Annotated in this window: 13 protein-coding genes and 1 pseudogene; 3 read left to right on the top strand and 11 right to left on the bottom strand. The window is 73.5% G+C overall.

Features of this window, described 5'->3' with window-relative positions; all coding sequences use genetic code 11:
* The first annotated feature begins 475 nt into the window (after positions 1–475).
* Positions 476–1,159 carry a glycerophosphodiester phosphodiesterase gene (locus tag OO62_RS32165; RefSeq protein WP_033271198.1) on the top strand — a complete coding sequence of 228 codons (684 nt, stop codon included), beginning with the start codon at positions 476–478 and terminating at the stop codon, positions 1,157–1,159.
* Positions 1,160–1,265: 106 nt separating this feature from the next.
* Here OO62_RS32165 and OO62_RS41055 read toward each other — a convergent pair.
* A pseudogene (locus OO62_RS41055) lies at positions 1,266–1,396 on the bottom strand (GNAT family N-acetyltransferase); the annotation flags it as partial.
* A 132-nt stretch (positions 1,397–1,528) separates the two neighbouring features.
* Here OO62_RS41055 and OO62_RS32160 point away from each other — a divergent pair.
* Positions 1,529–1,915, top strand: a complete 387-nt coding sequence (locus tag OO62_RS32160; protein WP_033271197.1) for a VOC family protein — start codon at positions 1,529–1,531, stop codon at positions 1,913–1,915.
* A gap of 57 nt (positions 1,916–1,972) precedes the next feature.
* Positions 1,973–4,981, top strand: coding sequence for an AAA family ATPase (locus OO62_RS32155; protein ID WP_078617473.1), 3,009 nt, complete (start codon positions 1,973–1,975; stop codon positions 4,979–4,981).
* A 57-nt stretch (positions 4,982–5,038) separates the two neighbouring features.
* Here the strand turns inward: OO62_RS32155 and OO62_RS32150 are convergent, their stop codons facing one another.
* From OO62_RS32150 to OO62_RS32105, 10 genes are all read right to left on the bottom strand, one after another.
* Entirely contained in the window at positions 5,039–7,162 is a 2,124-nt protein-coding gene (locus OO62_RS32150) for a condensation domain-containing protein (RefSeq protein WP_033271196.1), read from the bottom strand.
* 53 nt (positions 7,163–7,215) lie between these two features.
* Positions 7,216–8,058, bottom strand: coding sequence for a hypothetical protein (locus OO62_RS32145; protein WP_033271195.1), 843 nt, complete (start codon positions 8,056–8,058; stop codon positions 7,216–7,218).
* Between the two features lie 54 nt (positions 8,059–8,112).
* The gene (locus OO62_RS32140) at positions 8,113–9,393 is read right to left on the bottom strand and encodes a class I SAM-dependent methyltransferase (protein ID WP_033271194.1); all 1,281 of its coding nucleotides are present in this window, start codon (positions 9,391–9,393) and stop codon (positions 8,113–8,115) included.
* A gap of 94 nt (positions 9,394–9,487) precedes the next feature.
* Positions 9,488–10,144: a dTDP-4-dehydrorhamnose 3,5-epimerase family protein gene (locus OO62_RS32135; protein ID WP_033271193.1), complete on the bottom strand. Its 657-nt coding sequence runs from the start codon at positions 10,142–10,144 to the stop codon at positions 9,488–9,490.
* The gene (gene rfbH / locus OO62_RS32130; protein WP_033271192.1) at positions 10,126–11,430 is read right to left on the bottom strand and encodes a lipopolysaccharide biosynthesis protein RfbH; all 1,305 of its coding nucleotides are present in this window, start codon (positions 11,428–11,430) and stop codon (positions 10,126–10,128) included. The genes OO62_RS32135 and rfbH overlap by 19 nt, the downstream gene beginning before the upstream one ends.
* 10 nt (positions 11,431–11,440) lie before the next feature.
* Complete coding sequence (locus OO62_RS32125) at positions 11,441–12,463, bottom strand: NAD-dependent epimerase/dehydratase family protein (RefSeq protein ID WP_051733798.1); 1,023 nt, start codon at positions 12,461–12,463, stop codon at positions 11,441–11,443.
* A complete protein-coding gene (locus OO62_RS32120; RefSeq protein ID WP_228332400.1) occupies positions 12,460–13,494 on the bottom strand; it encodes a Gfo/Idh/MocA family protein in 1,035 nt (344 codons plus the stop codon). Before OO62_RS32120 ends, OO62_RS32125 begins: the two co-directional genes overlap by 4 nt.
* The gene (locus OO62_RS32115) at positions 13,473–14,825 is read right to left on the bottom strand and encodes an NDP-hexose 2,3-dehydratase family protein (RefSeq protein ID WP_033271190.1); all 1,353 of its coding nucleotides are present in this window, start codon (positions 14,823–14,825) and stop codon (positions 13,473–13,475) included. The genes OO62_RS32120 and OO62_RS32115 overlap by 22 nt, the downstream gene beginning before the upstream one ends.
* Positions 14,822–16,063, bottom strand: a complete 1,242-nt coding sequence (locus OO62_RS32110; protein ID WP_051733796.1) for a cytochrome P450 family protein — start codon at positions 16,061–16,063, stop codon at positions 14,822–14,824. The genes OO62_RS32115 and OO62_RS32110 overlap by 4 nt, the downstream gene beginning before the upstream one ends.
* Complete coding sequence (locus OO62_RS32105; protein WP_078617472.1) at positions 16,060–16,914, bottom strand: glycoside hydrolase family 16 protein; 855 nt, start codon at positions 16,912–16,914, stop codon at positions 16,060–16,062. Before OO62_RS32105 ends, OO62_RS32110 begins: the two co-directional genes overlap by 4 nt.
* Positions 16,915–16,951: the final 37 nt, after the last annotated feature.

The following is a 16,951-nucleotide window of genomic DNA, read 5'->3' as shown; positions in this document are numbered from 1 at the left end:
ACACGGTAACCAGCCGGGGTTCGCCGACTCAAGTGGGGTTGCCGAAAATTATTCTGTGGACCCCCGGCAGTCACGCAACTTTTTCCTGTTGGTAGCGACTCGGACCTCACTTCCTGCCAGCAATGCCAAGGGATTCCGCGCTTCCTCCGGCGGCCGACGCTGTCGGCACAGGACGTACGGCGCTCCCGCGACGGCCGTATGGCATATGCCACACGACTACTCCATGCTGCCCGGAATGCCCCTTCCGCCCCCTTGGTGTCAGCGCGGCGCGGGCGCGCCCACGCACGGGTGAGTGTCTGGGCCCCCGATATGGCGGGTACCCGTACTGGACACACCGCGGTCGACTCCGCAACCGGTTCATCGCCTCGTGGGCCCGTTAGGCTGAGCGCCATTTCGTTCCGCCGTTGTCGACGGTCGACGGTCGACACTGACGAAGAGCCGACAGCAGTACCGAGCCGACAGAAGCGAGGCAGCCTTGTCCTTTCTGACCATCGGACACCGCGGGATGATGGGCGTCGAGCCCGAGAACACCCTGCGCTCCTTCGTACGCGCCGAGCACGAGGGTCTGGACGTCATCGAACTGGATCTGCACCTGAGCAAGGACGGCGCGCTCGTGGTCATGCACGACGCGGACGTGGACCGGACCACCGACGGCACCGGCCCGATCGCCGAGCGCACCCTGGCCGAGCTGCGGGAACTGGACGCCGGGAAGGGCGAGCGGATCCCCGTCTTCGAGCAGGTGGTGGAGGCGGTCAAGGCGCCGCTCCAGGCCGAGATCAAGGACGTGGCGGCCGCGCAGGCGCTGGCCGAGGTGATGCGGGCGCGCGATCTGGTCGGCCGGGTCGAGGTGATCTCCTTCCACGACGAGGCGCTGGCGGCGATCCGCACCCTGCTGCCGGGGGTGCGCACCGCGCTGGTGGCCAGTCGCTACGGCGCCGATGTGGTGGACCGCGCCCAGGCCGTGGGCGCGACGATGCTCTCGCTGAACATCCGGCGGCTCACCCTGGAACTGGTCGAGCGGGCGCACGCCGCCCATCTGAAGGTCGTCGCCTGGACGGTCAACACCCACGACCAGCTGCGACTGGCGCGCGGCCTGGGGCTGGACGGTGTGGTGACCGACCTCCCGGAGATCCGGCGGGCGGTGCGCTTCACCGCGTAACGGCGCGCCCGGTGGGGGAAAACTTCGCGCCCGGTGAGACGAAGTAAGGGCGGAGAGCAGTCCGGGCCGGTCCCGGACAAGGAGAGCCGGGGCGCCGCCTCCGCCAGCCCAGCGGCTTGACCAGGAGTTCGAACTCCAGGTCGGCGACCTGCGGGACGCCGAACCGCTCGTCGCCGTACGGGAACGGGTGCACTGCCCGGTGCGCCGGTAGCCGCAGCGCTCGTACCAGGCGACCAGTGGAGATCCGCCTCCGTCGTCCATGCCGCCCGGCCGGTGTCCCCGCGGTAGGCAGAGCCGCGGGCGATGTCAGGGCCGTACGGCCGGGTCTTTCCCCGGGCCGGGCGGGGGCGGCGGCGTAGGGTCGCCGGCATGGTGCACGTACTGAGCAGCCGAGTGCTGTTGCGGCCGTCCGATCCCGAGCGCTCGCGGGCGTTCTACGGCGAGGCGCTGGGGCTGGAGATCTACCGGGAGTTCGGCACCGGGCCCGAGCGCGGCACGGTGTACTTCCTCGGCGGCGGCTTCCTGGAGGTCTCCGGCCGCGCCGCGCAGCCCGCCACCGACACCCTCAAGCTGTGGCTCCAGGTGGCGGACGCGGCGGCGGCGCACCAGGAGCTGCTGGCACACGGGGTCGAGGTGCTGCGGCCGCCCGTCCAGGAGCCGTGGGGCCTGATCGAGATGTGGATCGCCGATCCGGACGGCCACCGGATCGTGCTGACCCAGGTCCCGGCGGACCATCCGCTGCGCTACCGGCCCTGAGGGGCATTACCAAACCTGACGGGCGAAGTGCGGCAGCGGCGCGCGGGGGCGTGCGTAATGCCCCTATACGCCCGTGTTACCTATGTCACAAGTCGCCCGCCGGCGGACATGCGCTCGATATCGTCTGGATCATTCCGAGCTGTTCGGGGGAATGCTCGTCGACCAGGTGCGCGTGGATCATCGCGCCATCTCGAGGTTCTCCTGACCAGGAAGCACTATGTCGGGGGAAGCACGATGACGTTAGTCGGTCGGAAAGAGGAAACGACGGTCCTGCGAAGGATGTTCGCGGACGTCCAATGCGGCAGAGGCGGCGTCATCATCGTCACCGGCTCCGCCGCTCTGGGAAAAACCGGGATGCTGCACGCTGCGGCCGAGCACGCCCTGCAGTCCGGTGCCCGATGGCTCAGTGCCACGGCCTGCTCCTCGGAGCAGGCCCTCCCGCTGGGCGTGATGAGCCAGCTGCTGCGGAGCGCGCCGCTGGACGAGCCGGCGACCAGGCGGGCCGAACAACTCCTGAGAGAAGGCGCCGTGCCGGCGGCGGACGGCCCGGACGCCGCGGAGGGCAGGTCCGCGCGCATCCACCAGGGACTGTGCGAAGTACTGCTGACGCTCGCGGCGGAAACCCCCCTCGTCATCACGGTGGACGACGTCCACCAGGCGGACACGGCGTCCATGCGCTGTCTGTCCCACCTGACCCGGCGGCTTCGCTCGGCCCGCATCATGGTCGTGCTGAGCAAGCAGCTGGAGGCCGAGCCCGACCTGACGCCGTACACCGACATGTCCCGGGAACCGCACGTCGGACACCTGGGGCTGCGGCCGCTGACCGAGTCCGATGTCGCCGCACTGCTCGGCCGTCGCTTCGACGACGCCGCCGCGCGGCGGCTGGCTCCGGCGGTGCTCGCGGTCTCCGGCGGCAATCCGCTGCTGGCGACCGTCCTGGCCGATGCCACCGGGTCCGCCCGGGCGGGCCGTACGGGCCGGGCCGCGGTGCCCGCCGAGCCGGTGGTCGACGAGATGTTCCGCCAGGCGGTGCTGACCTGCCTGCGGCGCGGGGACGCCAAGACGGGCCGGGTCGCCAGGGCCCTGGCCGTGCTGGACGACGCCTGGTCCTTCGACGTGCTGTGCCGCGCACTGGACATCGACACGCTGTGCGCCGAGCGTGCCGTACGCATCCTGGAGGCGGCCGGGCTGCTGGTCGCCGGGCGCTTCAGGCACCCCGCGATGCGGTCCGCGATCCTCGACGGCATGCCGGCCGAGGAACGGACCCGGCTGCACCGGCGGTGCGCACGGCTGCTGCATGACACCGGGGGCCCGGCGCTGGACATCGCCCGGCAGCTGATCGGCGCCGGCGGGGCGCCCGACCCCGAGGCGGTCCCCGTCCTGCGCGAGGCGGCCGAGCAGGCGCTGGCCGGCGACGACGCGGCAACCGCCATCCGGTGCCTGGAACTTGCCCACCGGGCGGCCCTGGACAACCGACAGCACGTCGCCGTCATCGCGGACCTGGCCCGTGCCGAACTGCGGGTGAACCTCCCCGCCGCCACCCGCCACCTGCGGTCCCTGCTGGCCCCGGCGCGGGACCCGCACCAGCGCTCCGCCGGTGTGCTGGCCGTGATCCGGCGCCATCTGCTGTGGTCGGTCGAGGAGCGGCAGGCCGTCGAGGCGCTGCGGGCGCCGGGTCCGTCCGGTGCCGGGGAGGACCGGCAGCTCGCGGCCGAGCGGCACCTCTCCCGGGTGTGGCTGGGCTGCACCTTCCCGTCCCTGGTGAAGGAGTTACCGGCGTGCCCGTCGGAGTCGGCGCCCGACGGCAGCACCCCGGCCACCATCGCCCTCAATCCGGAGCTCCTGGCGGCGACGCTGCTGTCCACCGCGCTCCGGGACGAGGACGGCAAGGACGTGGTGGCGGACGCCGAGCACATCCTGCAGAACTCCGCGCTCAGCGACCACACCTTCGAGATGCTGGCCTTCGCGATCCTGGCGCTGTTCCACGCCGACCGGCTGGACAAGGCGGCGGTCTGGTGCCGGAGTCTCCAGGCACAGGCGGTCGCCCGCCGGGCCCCCACCTGGCAGGCGGTGTTCGCCGCGCTGCAGGCGCAGATCGCGCTGCGGCAGGGAGAGCTGTCGGCGGCCGAGGAGCACGCCCGCGCCGCGCTGCGGCTGATCCCGCGGCGGATCTGGGGACCGTTCGGCTTCCTGGCCTCCAGCGCCATGGCGCTCGCCTGCACCGCGATGGGCAAGGACACGGAAGCGGCGGACCAGCTGTCGGGCCCCCTGCCGGAGACCGCCTTCGACTCGCTGTACGGCCTGTACCACCTGCACGCCCGCGGACAGCACCACTTCGCCAACAACCGTCTGCAGGCGGCCCTGGGCGACTTCCTGGCCTGCGGCGAGCTGATGACGGACTGGGGGGTGGACGTCCCCACGCTCGTACCGTGGCGCTCCGCGGCGGCGGAGGTCCTGATCCAGCTCGGGGACCGGGCGCGGGCCCGCGAACTCCTCGACGCGCAGCTGGCCCGCCCCCGCGCGAACGGCCCGCGCCTCCGGGGCACCACGCTCCGCCTGCTCGCCGCGACCGTCGAACTCCAGCGGCGCCCGGCGCTGTTGACGGAGGCGGTGGAGGAGCTCCAGTCGGCGCACAATCCGTACGAACTGGCCCGGGCGCTGGCCGATCTCGGTGACGCGCACCGTGCGCTCGGTGCCGCGGGGCGGGCGCGGATGGTGTCCCGGCAGGCGTGGAACGCCGCCCGGCACTGCCAGGCCGAGCCGCTGCTGCGCCGGCTCAAACCGACCGGCGGTGCCGAGGAGGTTGACCGGCCGCTGCGTGTCCAGGCCGGCCCCGCCGACATCGCCTCGCTGAGCAGCGCCGAGCGGAGGGTGGCCACCCTCGCCACGCTCGGCTACACCAACCGCGAGATCAGCCGCAAGCTGCACATCACGGTCAGCACGGTGGAGCAGCATCTGACGCGGGTGTACCGCAAGCTCAATGTGCGGCACCGCACGGAGATCCCCTCGGACCTGGACCTGGTGGTGGACAGCCGGCGGGTGGGGGCCGAACGGCCGGTGGGCTGACACCTCGGCCCACCGGACGGGGCGGCGTACCCGCGGGGTACGCCGCCCCGTTGCCGTTCAGGCGCGGGCGGCGCGCAGATGCTCGGCCAGGGTGAGCGGGGTCGGGTTGGCGAAGACGTCGGCGAGCCTGACCCGTACGCCGGCCAGCTTGCCGCTGCGCTGTGCCACCTTCGCGGCGAGCAGGGAATGGCCGCCCAGCTCGAAGAAGTTGGCCTGCGGGCCGACGTCGTCCCGTTCCAGGACGTCGTTCCACAGCTCGACCAGGTCCGCCAGCAGCTGCCCGTCGGCGTCATCGGCGCCGGTGGTCCCTCCGGCGGCGGCCCGGCGCTCCAGCTCCGCGAGGTCCGGCCGCCCGTCGGCGGCCGTGGGCAGCGCGTCCAGGACCACGAAGGAGCCCGGTTCGGCGGCGGCCGGCAGTTCGGCGCCGATGCGCTTGCGCAGCCGGTCCAGGAGCTGCGGGTCGTCGGGGGCGGCGAGGAAGGCGACCAGTCCGCCGGGGTCGGTGTCGTCGCCCTTCCGCAGCACCACGGCCGCCGCCCGCACGCCGTCCTCCGAGGCCAACAGGGCCTCCAGGCGGTCGAGTTGAACCGGGACGCCGTGGACGGTGACCCGGCGGTCCGCCCGGCCGAGGATCTCCAGCGTGCCGTCGTAGCCGCGGCGGGCCAGTTCGCCGGTGCGGCGGTAGGGCCCGTGCTGCGGGTGTGCGCCGTCGTGCCCGTCGTCGGCCGCGGGGCGGGACGTGGCCACGAGGCACAGCTCGCCGCGCACGCCGGGCAGCGCCTCCCGGCCGCCGGCGGAGGCCACGAACCCGGCCGTCCCCCCGGCGCGGACCGCCTCCTCGTACCCGGTCCGCAGCGCGGTGCGGTCGGCGTCGGTGCCCACCTCGATCTCCGCCACGGTCCGGTCCGCCGCCTCACCCAGGCCGGACAGCAGGGCGTCATAGCGCCGTACCAGCGCCCGGGCGTCCGCCTCGGCGAGCGCCTCGGTGCCGTGGACCACGCGCAGGGAGAGGGTCTCCGGCGTCGCGAGAACGTTCAGTTCCAGGTCGAACTTGCAGTACCCGGACTCGGCGGGCTCCGTGCGGGCCGGGGTGTCGCCGAAGGCCAGGCCGGCGTCGCCCGGGGCGGGGACGTAGTTGAACACATGGCGGAAGAGCGAGCCGCGCCAGGACGCGCCGGGCCGGGCGACCTCCGCGAGCAGGGCGTCGACGGGGGCGTCCGCATGGGACAGGGCGCCGAAGAAGACGTTCCGGGTGCGGGTGACGAGCGCGCGGAACGACTCGCCGGGGTCCACCGCCGTCCGCAGCGGCAGGGTGTTGACGTGGTAGCCGATGGCGTCCGCCGCGCCGTCGCCGCGGACGTTGACGGGCGTGCCGACGACGAGGTCGGGGCCGGCGCCGTGCGCGGCCAGCAGCAGGTAGTAGGCGGCGAGCAGCACCACGGCCTCGGGGGCGCGCAGTTCCTTGGCCAGCTTGCGCACCGCCGCGGTCGCCCCGGGCGTGAGGGTGTGGTCCAGCCTGCCGCCGGCCAGCGTGGGCCGGGCGGGGTTGTGGCCGGTGCCGCAGTCCGTCTCCAGCGCGCCGGGGTCGAAGCCGGCCAGGTGGTCGCGCCAGAAGTCGGTGCTCTGCGGCCGAGGGGCGGGTTCGTCCAGCACCGGGACCGGGCCGGCGCCCTCGTCGGCCGGGTACGGCTGCTCGCCGCGCAGCACCCGTGCGTACGCCCGGGCCAGGGAGCGGGTGAAGACGCCCGCGGAGACGGTGTCGAAGACCAGGTGGTGCACGACGAAGCAGAGCACGTCGTCGTCGCCGTCGGCGAGGAGGCCCACGCGGATCAGCGGGCGGCCGTCGAGGGCGAACGGCGTGGCGGCGAAGGCCGTCAGGGCGGCCTGCGGCCCGTCCGCCGAGGGCGTGATCTCCTGGACGTCCAGGTCCGTCCCGCCGGGGGCGAGCACCGAGGCGGTGAGGGTGTCGTCGGCGGCGTGGAAGACGGTGCGCAGGGCGTCGTGGCGGCGTACCACCGCGGTCAGGGCCGTCCGCAGGGCCGGGCGGTCCAGCCGGCCGCCGATCCGCAGGGCCGCCGGGACGTTGTTGGCGCCCGCGTCGGGTACGAGCCGGTCGAGCATCCACAGCGACCGTTCCTTGGGGGAGGCGGTGCGCGCTGTGGCCCCCGTCGAGAGTGACATCGCGGTTGGTCCTTCCTTGCTGTGTGTGACGTGCGGTTGAGGTGCGGGGTGGGTCAGCGGGGAGCGGTCAGCAGCTCGGTCACCGCCCGGCCGACGCCGGGGTCGCGGAGGATGTCGAGGTGGTCGATGTCGAACTGGATCTCGCGGCCGGCGAGGTCGGCGGCCGGGGTCGAGTCCCGTGAGCTGACGGCGGTGCCCCGCGCCCAGACGCGGCTGGGGTCCACCTGCCGGGCGGCGACCAGGTAGCGGACGAAGGAGACGAAGGTGTCCGACAGTTCGCGGCCCAGCTCGACGTCCAGTTCGCTGCGGACGAAGGCGGTCTCCACGACCTCCTCGAACATCCGGGAGTACCGCGCCCCCAGCCGGTCGAAGTCGTCGTCCTCGGCGAACAGCCGGTGCGCCTCGGCCTTGCAGTGGACGACCTCGTCCTCGGTGAGGATGGTCGCGTAGTGGTCGATGACGTTGCAGAAGTCATGCCGGAGGTTGACCGAGACCGGCACGGAGGGGTCGAACATCAGCACCGCGGGCGGCTCGGCCTGGATCCGGCCGATCTCCTCGGCCAGCGCGGCCGCGAAGACGCTGCCCACGCAGTAGCCCATGACGGCCCGGACGTACCGGCCGGACTCCGTGACCGCGCGCATCCAGCGGGCCACGTACGCGGCGCCGCCCATCTCGGTCTCCTGCCCGAGCGCGGGCTGGGTGGTCTCCCAGACGGTCCGGTCCGCGGGCAGGTTGGGGACGATGTCGAAGAAGCTGGACTCGCGCCGGCCGGTGGAGGCGTAGTCGACGGCCAGCACCAGTTCGCCGGGGCCGCCGTCGTGGAGCACCTTCCAGCCGTCCGGGGCGGCGGGGGCCGCCGCACGGGGTGCGTCCGACGCGTTCAGGGATGTATTCACGAGGGCCTCATCTGTGGGAGTTCGTCGGCGTGCCGCGGGATTCCTCGCCGGGCGTCACCGGGCGGCGACCAGGAACGGGAATTGACTGCTCGTCAATTGCAGCCGCGCGCTGCGCACTTCGGCCGGGGTGGGGGTGGCACCCAGGTCCGCGAGCAGCTGCCGGATCGTGCGCTCGCCGTCGACGGCGTCGTACAGGGGGCGGACCGCGGCGGGCGGCTTGGCCGCGGGGAAGGCCGTGGTGGCCGCCGCCTCCTGGTAGCCGCCGTCCGGCTGCCGGGTCCAGCGGCGCTGGCGGGCGGCGCTGTGGCGGTGCACGGTGTCCAGGAACGCGCGGTCGCGCTCGGCCTCGGTGCGGCGCGGCCGGCCGGCCCGGCCCAGGTAGAACCACAGCATCGGCGAGCGGTCCATCAGCAGCAGGTTGACCAGCTGCCAGCGCGTCGGGTCCGGCAGCGCGTCATAGCGGGCGCGCAGCTCGCCGTCCGGCACCGGGACGTCCCACTGGTTGCTGTCGCTGACCTGGTCGAAGGCGTTGACGGTGGGCGTCTCCAGGGCGAGGCCGCAGCCGTCCGCCATCGCCGCCAGCTCCTCGACGGAGTAGCTGTGTTCGAGGGGACTCATCCAACTGTCGGCCCAGGCCGCCTCGTCGGTGTACTCGAACATCTCCATCTTGCGGCCGAGCAGCCCGTCGGCCGGTACGGACTCCCCCAGCCCGCGGGCCAGCGCGAGCCGCTCGGGCAGCTCCCCCACCTGGTCGATGCCGATCAGGGTGAGCGCCTTCTGGAAGGCGATCATCTCCTGGCGGTGGTAGGTGTTGTAGACCATCAGCTCCAGCACGGCGTCCGGCCGCAGGGCGGCGGCCAGCGACCGCAGACAGACCGACGGGTCCGGGTTGTGGTGGATGACGCCGGTGCACAGGACGTAGTCGAACTGCTCGCGGTACGCGGCCTTCGTCAGCCCCTCGTGACGGAGCGTCAGGTTGCTGACGCCGAGGCTGCGGGCGTTGGCCTCGCACAGCGCGAGGGAGTTCTCGGAGGCGTCGGTGCCCAGGACGCGGGCGCCCGGGAAGCGCAGGGCGGTGATCAGCGCCTGGTTCGTGCCGCAGCCGGCGACCCAGATGTCGGCGTCGACGGGGACCCGGCCGCCCGTGTCGTCGCCCACGTCCTGGCACAGGAAGCGGGTGTAGAAGGCCGGGTCGTCCAGCGTGGTCAGCTGGTGCGGCGACCAGGGGTAGGGGAAGGCACCGTAGAAGGAGTTGAGGGTCTGGCCCTCGTGGTCCCCGCGCGCCGGTTCGGGGGCGCTGGGGGGCTGGTGCGTCGGTACGCGCTGCTCGGACACGGCTGTTACGACCCTCCGGGTTCGGTTGCGTCGCCCACCTGCGCGCGCGGGGCGCGCGGAGGGCGGGGGTGTGCGGGCGGGGAAAGGCGGTGCGTCACGAGGGGGCCGCCGCGGTCCGGGCGCCCGGGTCCGGCGGCGCGGAAGGGTCCGCGGCCCGGCGGAGCCGCTCGTAGAGCGCCAGGCAGTCGCCGTAGCGGGGCAGCAGCCCGGACCGCGCCGCCTCGGCGAGCCCGGGCGCCCGCCGGTCCTTCTCCGAGACGTGCAGGTCCTTCGCCGGTCCCCAGTCGATGGCGAGGTCCGGGTCGAAGGGGTCGAGGTCGATCTGGGTGCCCGGTACGAACGGGGTGGAGCACAGGTACCCCACGCAGGTGTCGTCGGTGAGGGCGAGGAAGGCGTGTCCCAGGCCCTCGGCGAGGTACACGGCCGCGCCGGACTCGGCACGCAGCACCTGGCTCTGGTGCCGGCCGAAGGTGGGCGACCCCTGGCGGAGGTCGACGATCACGTCCAGTACGGCGCCCCGGTGGCAGGTGACGATTTTGGCCTGGCCGGGCGGGGTGAGCGTGCCGTGGATGCCGCGCAGCACCCCGTGTGCCGAGACGGAGAAGTTGGTCTGGGCGACGGTGAAGGGGTGGCCCGCGTGGTCGGCGAGTTCACCGGGCCGGTACGCCTCGTAGAAGCAGCCGCGGGAGTCGGTGATCTTGTCGGGGGACAGCAGCAGGCCGCCCTCGATGCTCAGTTCGCGGTACCGCATACGAACTCCCGGATCGAGGCGCTGACGTAGTCCGTCATCTCCTCGGTCAGGCCCGGGAAGACGCCGATCCAGAAGGTGCTCCCGGTCACCGTGTCGGAGTTGGCCAGGTCCCCCACGACCCGGTGCGGCCGGTCGAGGTAGGCGGGGTGGCGGGTGAGGTTGCCGCTGAAGAAGCGGCGGGTGCCGATCTTGCGGGACTCCAGGAAGTCGGTGAGCTCCTTGACCTTGAACGAGGCGTCGGGCAGCACGGTGAGGGCGAAGCCGAACCAGCTGGGGTCGCTGCCCTCGGTGGCCCGCGGCAGCAGCAGTCCGGGCACGCCCTCCAACCCGTCCCGCAGGCGCTGCCAGTTGCGGCGGCGGGCCTCGCCGAACGCGGGGAGCTTGGCGAGCTGGCTCAGCCCCAGGGCGGCCTGGAGGTCGGTGGACTTCAGGTTGTACCCGACGTGGGAGAAGATGTACTTGTGGTCGTAGCCGTGCGGCAGCGTGCCCATCTGGTAGTCGAACCGCTTGAAGCAGGTGTTGTCCTCGCCCGGTTCGCACCAGCAGTCCCGGCCCCAGTCCCGCAGTTGCTCGACGATCCGGGCGAGCACGAGGTTCGACGTGAGGACGCTGCCGCCCTCGCCGGTGGTGATGTGGTGCGCGGGGTAGAAGCTGACGGTCGCCAGGTCCCCGAAGGTCCCGGTGAGCTGCCCGCGGTAGGTCGAGCCCAGGGCGTCGCAGTTGTCCTCGACGAGGAACAGGTCGTGCGCCTCGGCGAGTTCGGCCACCTCGGCCGCGGCGAACGGGTTGCCCAGCGCATGCGCAACCATGATCGCGCGGGTGCGGGGCCCGATCGCCTCGGCGATCCGCTCCGGGGTGGTGTTGTACGTCCCCAGCTCGACGTCGACGAAGACCGGGACCATGCCGTTCTGGAGGATGGGGTTGACGGTGGTCGGGAAGCCGGCCGCCACGGTGATCACCTCGTCACCGGGCCGCAGCCGGCGGTCCTCCAGCTGCGGTGAGGTCAGCGCCGACAGGGCCAGCAGGTTCGCCGAGGAACCGGAGTTGGTCAGGTGCGCCTTGCGCAGGCCGAGCGCCTTGGCCAGCTCCCGCTCGAACCGGCGCGAGCTGACCCCGGCCGCGATCCGCATGTCCAGCGCCGCCTCGACCAGCGCGACCCGGTCGTCCTCGTCGAGTACGGCGCCCGACGGCCAGATGGGGGTGACCCCCGGTGTGAATCCCCGGCGTTCGTTCTCCTGGTGGTAGCCGCGCACCTGCTCCAGGATCCGCGCCTTGCTGTCGGTCATCGCCTCTTCCTCATTTCCTCGCGCCCCGGCCGGACGCGTACGGCGGGTCGCCGGCCGCGAGCCACAGACACCGCAGGGAGTCGTCCAGTTCTCTGCTCGGTCGCCAGCCCAGTGCCCGGCGGGCGAGGGTGATGTCGAGCCGCTGTGCGTAAGCGGTGCCGCCCGGTGCCGCCGGGACGGCCGCCGGCTGCTGCCGTTCGACGAGCTCGGCGGGCCGGCCGCTGACCGCCAGCAGCCGCCGGACCAGGTCCCCGGCGGCGACCGAGGTGCCCCGGCCGATGTTCACGACGGGTACGGCGGCCGGCGCGGCGGCGGCCGCGACCACGGCCTCGGCCACGTCGGTGGCGTCGACGAAGTCGCGGCGGGCGGTCAGCGGGCCGAGCCGCAGGACGGCCGGGGCGCCGTCGCCCGGTGCCGCGGCCAGCGCCGCGGCGACCCCGCCCAGCAGGCTGGCCGGGGGCAGTCCGGCGCCCACGGCGTTGGAGATGCGCAGCACCGTCGCCTCCAGCGCGCCGTCCCGCGCCGCGCCGAGCACGGCCTCGCTCGCCCGTGCCTTGGTCCGTCCGTAGCCGGAGACCGGGCGCAGCGCCGCCGCCTCGGTGACCGGGCCGTCGCCCAGGGGCGGTCCGTACTCGTGGACGGTGCCGAGCTGGAGCAGCCGCGGCGGCCGGGGCAGCCGCGGCAGGACGGTCAGCAGGCGGTCGACGAGGAGGACGTTGCCGCGGGCCATCTCCTCCTCGGACGCGGCCCACACCGCGCCCGCGGCGTTGACGACGACGTGCGGGGCGGTCCGGGTCAGGACCTCGGTCAGCGTGCCGGGGTCCGCACCCGGCACGTCCAGCGCCAGCATGCGCGCCGCCGGCTCCGGGCCGCCGGCCGGCTGCCCGGCCTCCCCCGAGCGGGAGACGGCGGTGACCTGCCAGCCCGCGCGGTGGAAGGCGGCGGTGAGGTGCCGGCCGAGGAAGCCGCTGCCGCCCAGGACCAGGACGCGGCGGGCCGTGCCGGGGGCGTCCCGCTGCTCGCGGCCGGTCACCGGCCCGGCTCCCGGTCCGTCATCCCGGCGGCGCGGCGGATCTCCTCGATCAGCTCCGCCTGGCGCCGCATCGTCCCGTGCCCGGCGGCCGTTTCACCGGTGCGTACGGCGCGGACGAAGGCGGCGAGGGTGTTGACGCACTGGTCGGCGGCGGGGGTGGGGAGGGTTTCGGTGCCGTCGGCGCGGTCCAGCCGGATCTCTCCGACGTGGTCGGCGGGCGGGGTGAAGGCGCGGTCGACGGTGATCCGGCCGGTGCTGCCGAGAATCTCGTAGCGACTCACATAGGCGTGGTCGAGGCCGAACGTAAGCGCGGCCACCGTGCCGTCGCCGGCGACCAGCAACGCGCTGCCCCCGCAGTCGACTTCGGCCGCCCCGTCGGTGCGCAGGGCCGCGCCGGCGACCCGCAGGTCCGGGCCGAGGAAGTACTGGGCGGCGCGCAGCGGATAGCCGCCGATGTCCAGCAGCGCGCCGCCGCCCAGCTCCGCGGAGAGCCGGATGTCGCCCGGCGGCCGCCGGGGGACGGTGAAGGCGGCGGTGAACGTCTGCGGCACCCCGACGGCGCCGTCGGCGACGAGCCGGCGTACCCGTTCGTGCCGCGGGTGGTGCACGAACATCACGTTCTCGGCCAGCACCCGTCCCGAGGCGGCGGCCAGCGCGGTCAGTTCGGCGGTCTCGGCGCTGCTCGTGGTGAGCGGCTTCTCGGCGAGGACGTGCTTGCCGGCCGTGAGGGCGCGCCGGATCCACTCCGGGTGCAGGGCCGGGGGCAGGGGCAGGTACACGGCGTCGATGTCGTCGCGTGCCAGCAGGGCCTGGTACCCGGCCACCGGGGCGCAGCCGAAGGTGTCGGCGACCTGCCGGGCACGGGCGGAATCGCGGCTGGCGACGGCGGTGAGCCGGGCGCCGGGGGTCCGGAGCAGGGCCGGCAGCACCCGGCGCCGGGCGATGTCGGCACAGCCCAGGACGCCGAAGCGGAGCGGGGGTTCACGGTGCTGCGGATCGGCCACGGTGCTCATCCCAGGGTGTGCAGGCACGCCAGCAGGCTGCGGGCTTCGACATTGACGTGGCCGCCGCAGCGGACGAACCCGGTGAGTTGTTCCACCGTCATCCACACGTGGGTGTCCGGCACGTCGCGCTCCGCGTCCGGGCCGGCCTCGGCGATCACATAGCGGGTCTCGGCGTGGTGGAAGCGTCCGCCCTCCTCGGAATGCACGGCGTCGAAGCGCACGGCGGACGGCGGGGCGGTGCGGATCCGGTCCAGGTACGGGGGCCGTTCGGCGGGGTCGTCCCGGTCGTCCCGGCCGGGGAAGCACTGCACGGTCGGGCCCATCTCCACCGCGTCGAAGGTGCCGGGCTCGGTGTGGGCCTTGACCAGCACATGCGGCACGCCGTCGAGCCGCCGGACGAGGAAGGCGGCCAGTCCACGGCCCGTGGGGGCCACCATGGGCTGGGTCCAGTGCGGCACCTCACGGCCGCCGGCCTCGACGTCGACACCGATGACGGTGAACGGGCCGCCCTGCCGGTGCGCGAGGCGCCCGTCGCGGTACTCCCAGTCGGCCAGGTCCGCCAGCGGAACCCGGCGCTGCACCAGGGGGTTCGCGGTCCGGGCCTCGGTGAACCAGCTGCGCAGATACGCGGTGTCGTGCCGTGCGCGGCCGTCGGGCGCGGGCCGGAAGAAGCCGTCGGTCCCGGCCGTTCCGGCGGCCGGTGGGGTCGGCGGCATGCCGGACAGGACGGTGCGGGAGTCCATGTTGACGAGGTTGTCGGTGTGCAGCAGGGAGCGGAGTTCGGCCAGTTCGACCCACCGGAAGTCGTCCAGGACGGGCACGTCCTCGTCCGGTTCCACCTCGACGATCATGTTGCGGTTGCGCTTGCCGAGGAACCACGCGCCCTGTTCGGACTGCAGGACGTCCAGCAGGACCCGGCCGCGGCGGGGCGCGGTGAAGTGCTCCAGGTAGGGGACGCGGTTGCCCTGGTGGACGCGGGTGTAGTTGCTGCGGGTGGCCTGGACGGTCGGCGAGAGCTGCAGCGTGTTGATGTTGCCCGGCTCCATCTTCGCCTGCATCAGGCAGTACGGCACCGTCCCGAACCGCTTGACGAGGATGCCGAGGATGCCGGTCTCCGGCTGCACGATGACCGGCTGGCTCCAGCGGGCCCGGCCCTCTTCGCCGACGTACGTCCGGAGCCCCTCGACCGTGAAGAACCGGCCGCTGCGGTGGACGAGGTTCCCGGTGTCCTCGTGGAACCGCCAGCCGTCGAGCCGGTCCAGCGCGAGGGGCCGTACCCGGTGCTCGTGGGCGGCCTTGCGGGCCTCGAACCACTCCTGGAAGGCGGGCGCCCGCGGCGGGACGGCGGTGGTGGTCATCCGCCGCCCCCGAGGCGGACGGGCAGCGAGTGCAGGCCCCGCATCAGGGTGCTGGCCCGCCAGTACAGCTCGGCCGGCTCGGCCGCCAGCTCCATGTCCGGGTAGCGTTCAAGGAGTTGGCGGAAGGCGATCTGCGCTTCGAGGCGGGCGAGGGGCGCGCCGACGCAGTAGTGGATGCCGTGGCCGAAGGCCAGGTTGCCGCCGGGCGCGCGGGTCAGGTCGAGCCGGTCCGGGTCGGTGAAGCGCTCGCCGTCGCGATTGGCGGACACCAGTGAAACGAGGACCAGTTCCCCGGCGGGGATGCGGACGCCGTCCACCTCGACCTCGTCGGTGGTGTACCGGAACGTGGCGTGCTTGATGGGCCCTTCGAACCGCAGGAACTCCTCGACCGCGTTGGGCAGCAGGGCCGGATCGTCGAGCAGGGCACGCAGCTTGGTGCGGTCGCGCAGCAGATGGAGGGTGCCGTTGCCGATCAGGTTGGTGGTCGTCTCGTGTCCGCCGACCAGCAGCAGGAACGCCATCGGGACCAGTTCGCTGTCGGCGAGGCGGTCGCCCTCGTCGCGGGCCTGGACCAGGGCGCTGAGGATGTCGTCCTGCGGCTCGGCGCGCTTGGCCGCGGTCAGCTCGGTCAGGTAGCCGACCATCGACGCCTGGGCGGCGGCGACCTCCTCGGCGGAGGGGCCGGAGACCAGGCGCTGGGACCAGCGCGTGAAGTCGGCCCGGTCGGCCTCGGGGACGCCGAGCAGTTCGCAGATGACGGTGACCGGCAGCGGGAAGGCGAACTCCTCCAGCAGGTCGACCTGTTCGCGCCCCTTCATGGCGTCCAGCAGGCCGCTGGTGATGTCCTCGATGCGCGGCCGCAGCCGGTCCACGGCGCCCGGGGTGAACGCCTTGTTGACCAGTTTGCGCAGCCGGGTGTGGTCCGGCTGGTCGGAGTGGAGCATGTGCCGGGCGAGCACCGCGCCGAACGCGCCGCCGGCGGTGTCGGTGCCGTGCCGGGCGAACAGCGCGCTGGTGTGTTTGAGGTCGGTGCTCAGCCGGGGGTCGGTCAGCGCGGCCCGCACCGCGGAGTACGTGCTGACCACCCACACCGGCAGCCCGCCGAAGAGCGGTACGCCCTTGGGGAGCGTGGTGCGGTGCACCGGGCCCTGCTCGCGCAGCCGCCGGTAGACCGCGTGCGGGTCCTGCATGAAGTCGGCGTCGCCGAAGGCGTCCGCGACCGGTGTCCGCTCGCTCATCGCGGAGCCTCCCCGGCCGCGTCGGTGCCGCCCTTGGGGCCGCGCACCGCGACGGTGATCTCGTCGACGAGCATGGCGGCGGGGAAGGCGGCGGGGTCCGGCGTGCCCGGCGGCACCGGGCCGCCCGGGCTGCCGATGATGATGGCCAGGCACAGGTGGGCCGGCTGGTTGAAGAGCCAGCCCTCCGGGGTGGTGTCCTCGGGGGTCAGCTTGAGGTAGGGGCGGGCGTCGATGTGCCAGGTGACGGTGTCCGGGTCGCGGGTCCAGACCATGGAGTAGGTGTGGAAGCCGTCGCTCAGCGGTGCGCCGTCCACGGTCGCGCCGTGTCCGCCGATGCCGCAGGAGGGCAGCTGGTCGCAGGCCGGGGAGTGCAACGAGCCGTGGACCCGGTCGGGTTGGGAGCCGAGCACCTCGAACACGTCCATCTCGCCCGCCCGGAACCAGCGGTCCAGTTCGGCCTCACCGGGCTCCGGGTGCCGCATCGGGTTGCCCCAGGCCCACAGGGCGCAGTCCAGGCCGGGCCCCGGGGCGGTGCGGACCCGCGCCTGGATGCGCAGGGCTCCGCCGCTGGGCGGCAGCAGGTCCTCCCGGCGGCTTTCGAGCCAGGCAGCCGTGAAGCCGCCCGAGGCGTCGCGGGTGGCGGTCATCGCCAGCCGGCCGGCGCCGTCGAGCGCCGCATGACCGCTGTCGTCGGCATGCGTCTCGACCCCGGCGCCGAAGGGGCGGCCGGTGCGCGTCAGCCAGCGTCCGGCGTCGGGCGGGGAGCCGGCCGGGCCCGTGAAGTCGTCGTGCAACAGGACGCGCCACTGCGTCGCGGAAAAGGTGCGATCTTTGGGATCGGCTGTCGTCATCGGCCTCTCGCAGCGATAGCGTACCTACGTGCATTCA

The sequence above is a fragment of the Streptomyces lydicus genome (assembly GCF_000717345.1).
GTDB lineage: Bacteria > Actinomycetota > Actinomycetes > Streptomycetales > Streptomycetaceae > Streptomyces > Streptomyces lydicus.
The sequence above is the reverse complement of the archived record's forward strand: the minus strand, read 5'-3'. Positions and strand labels throughout refer to the sequence as shown.

Excerpts from the sequence above, each read along its gene's own strand:
- OO62_RS32150 (WP_033271196.1), bottom strand. The coding sequence starts at position 7,162 with ATGTCACTCTCGACGGGGGCCACAGCGCGCACCGCCTCCCCCAAGGAA.
- OO62_RS32160 (WP_033271197.1), top strand. The coding sequence starts at position 1,529 with ATGGTGCACGTACTGAGCAGCCGAGTGCTGTTGCGGCCGTCCGATCCC.
- OO62_RS32155 (WP_078617473.1), top strand. The coding sequence starts at position 1,973 with ATGCCCCTATACGCCCGTGTTACCTATGTCACAAGTCGCCCGCCGGCG.
- OO62_RS32110 (WP_051733796.1), bottom strand. The coding sequence starts at position 16,063 with ATGAGCGAGCGGACACCGGTCGCGGACGCCTTCGGCGACGCCGACTTC.
- OO62_RS32135 (WP_033271193.1), bottom strand. The coding sequence starts at position 10,144 with ATGCGGTACCGCGAACTGAGCATCGAGGGCGGCCTGCTGCTGTCCCCC.
- OO62_RS32115 (WP_033271190.1), bottom strand. The coding sequence starts at position 14,825 with ATGACCACCACCGCCGTCCCGCCGCGGGCGCCCGCCTTCCAGGAGTGG.
- OO62_RS32105 (WP_078617472.1), bottom strand. The coding sequence starts at position 16,914 with ATGACGACAGCCGATCCCAAAGATCGCACCTTTTCCGCGACGCAGTGG.
- rfbH (WP_033271192.1), bottom strand. The coding sequence starts at position 11,430 with ATGACCGACAGCAAGGCGCGGATCCTGGAGCAGGTGCGCGGCTACCAC.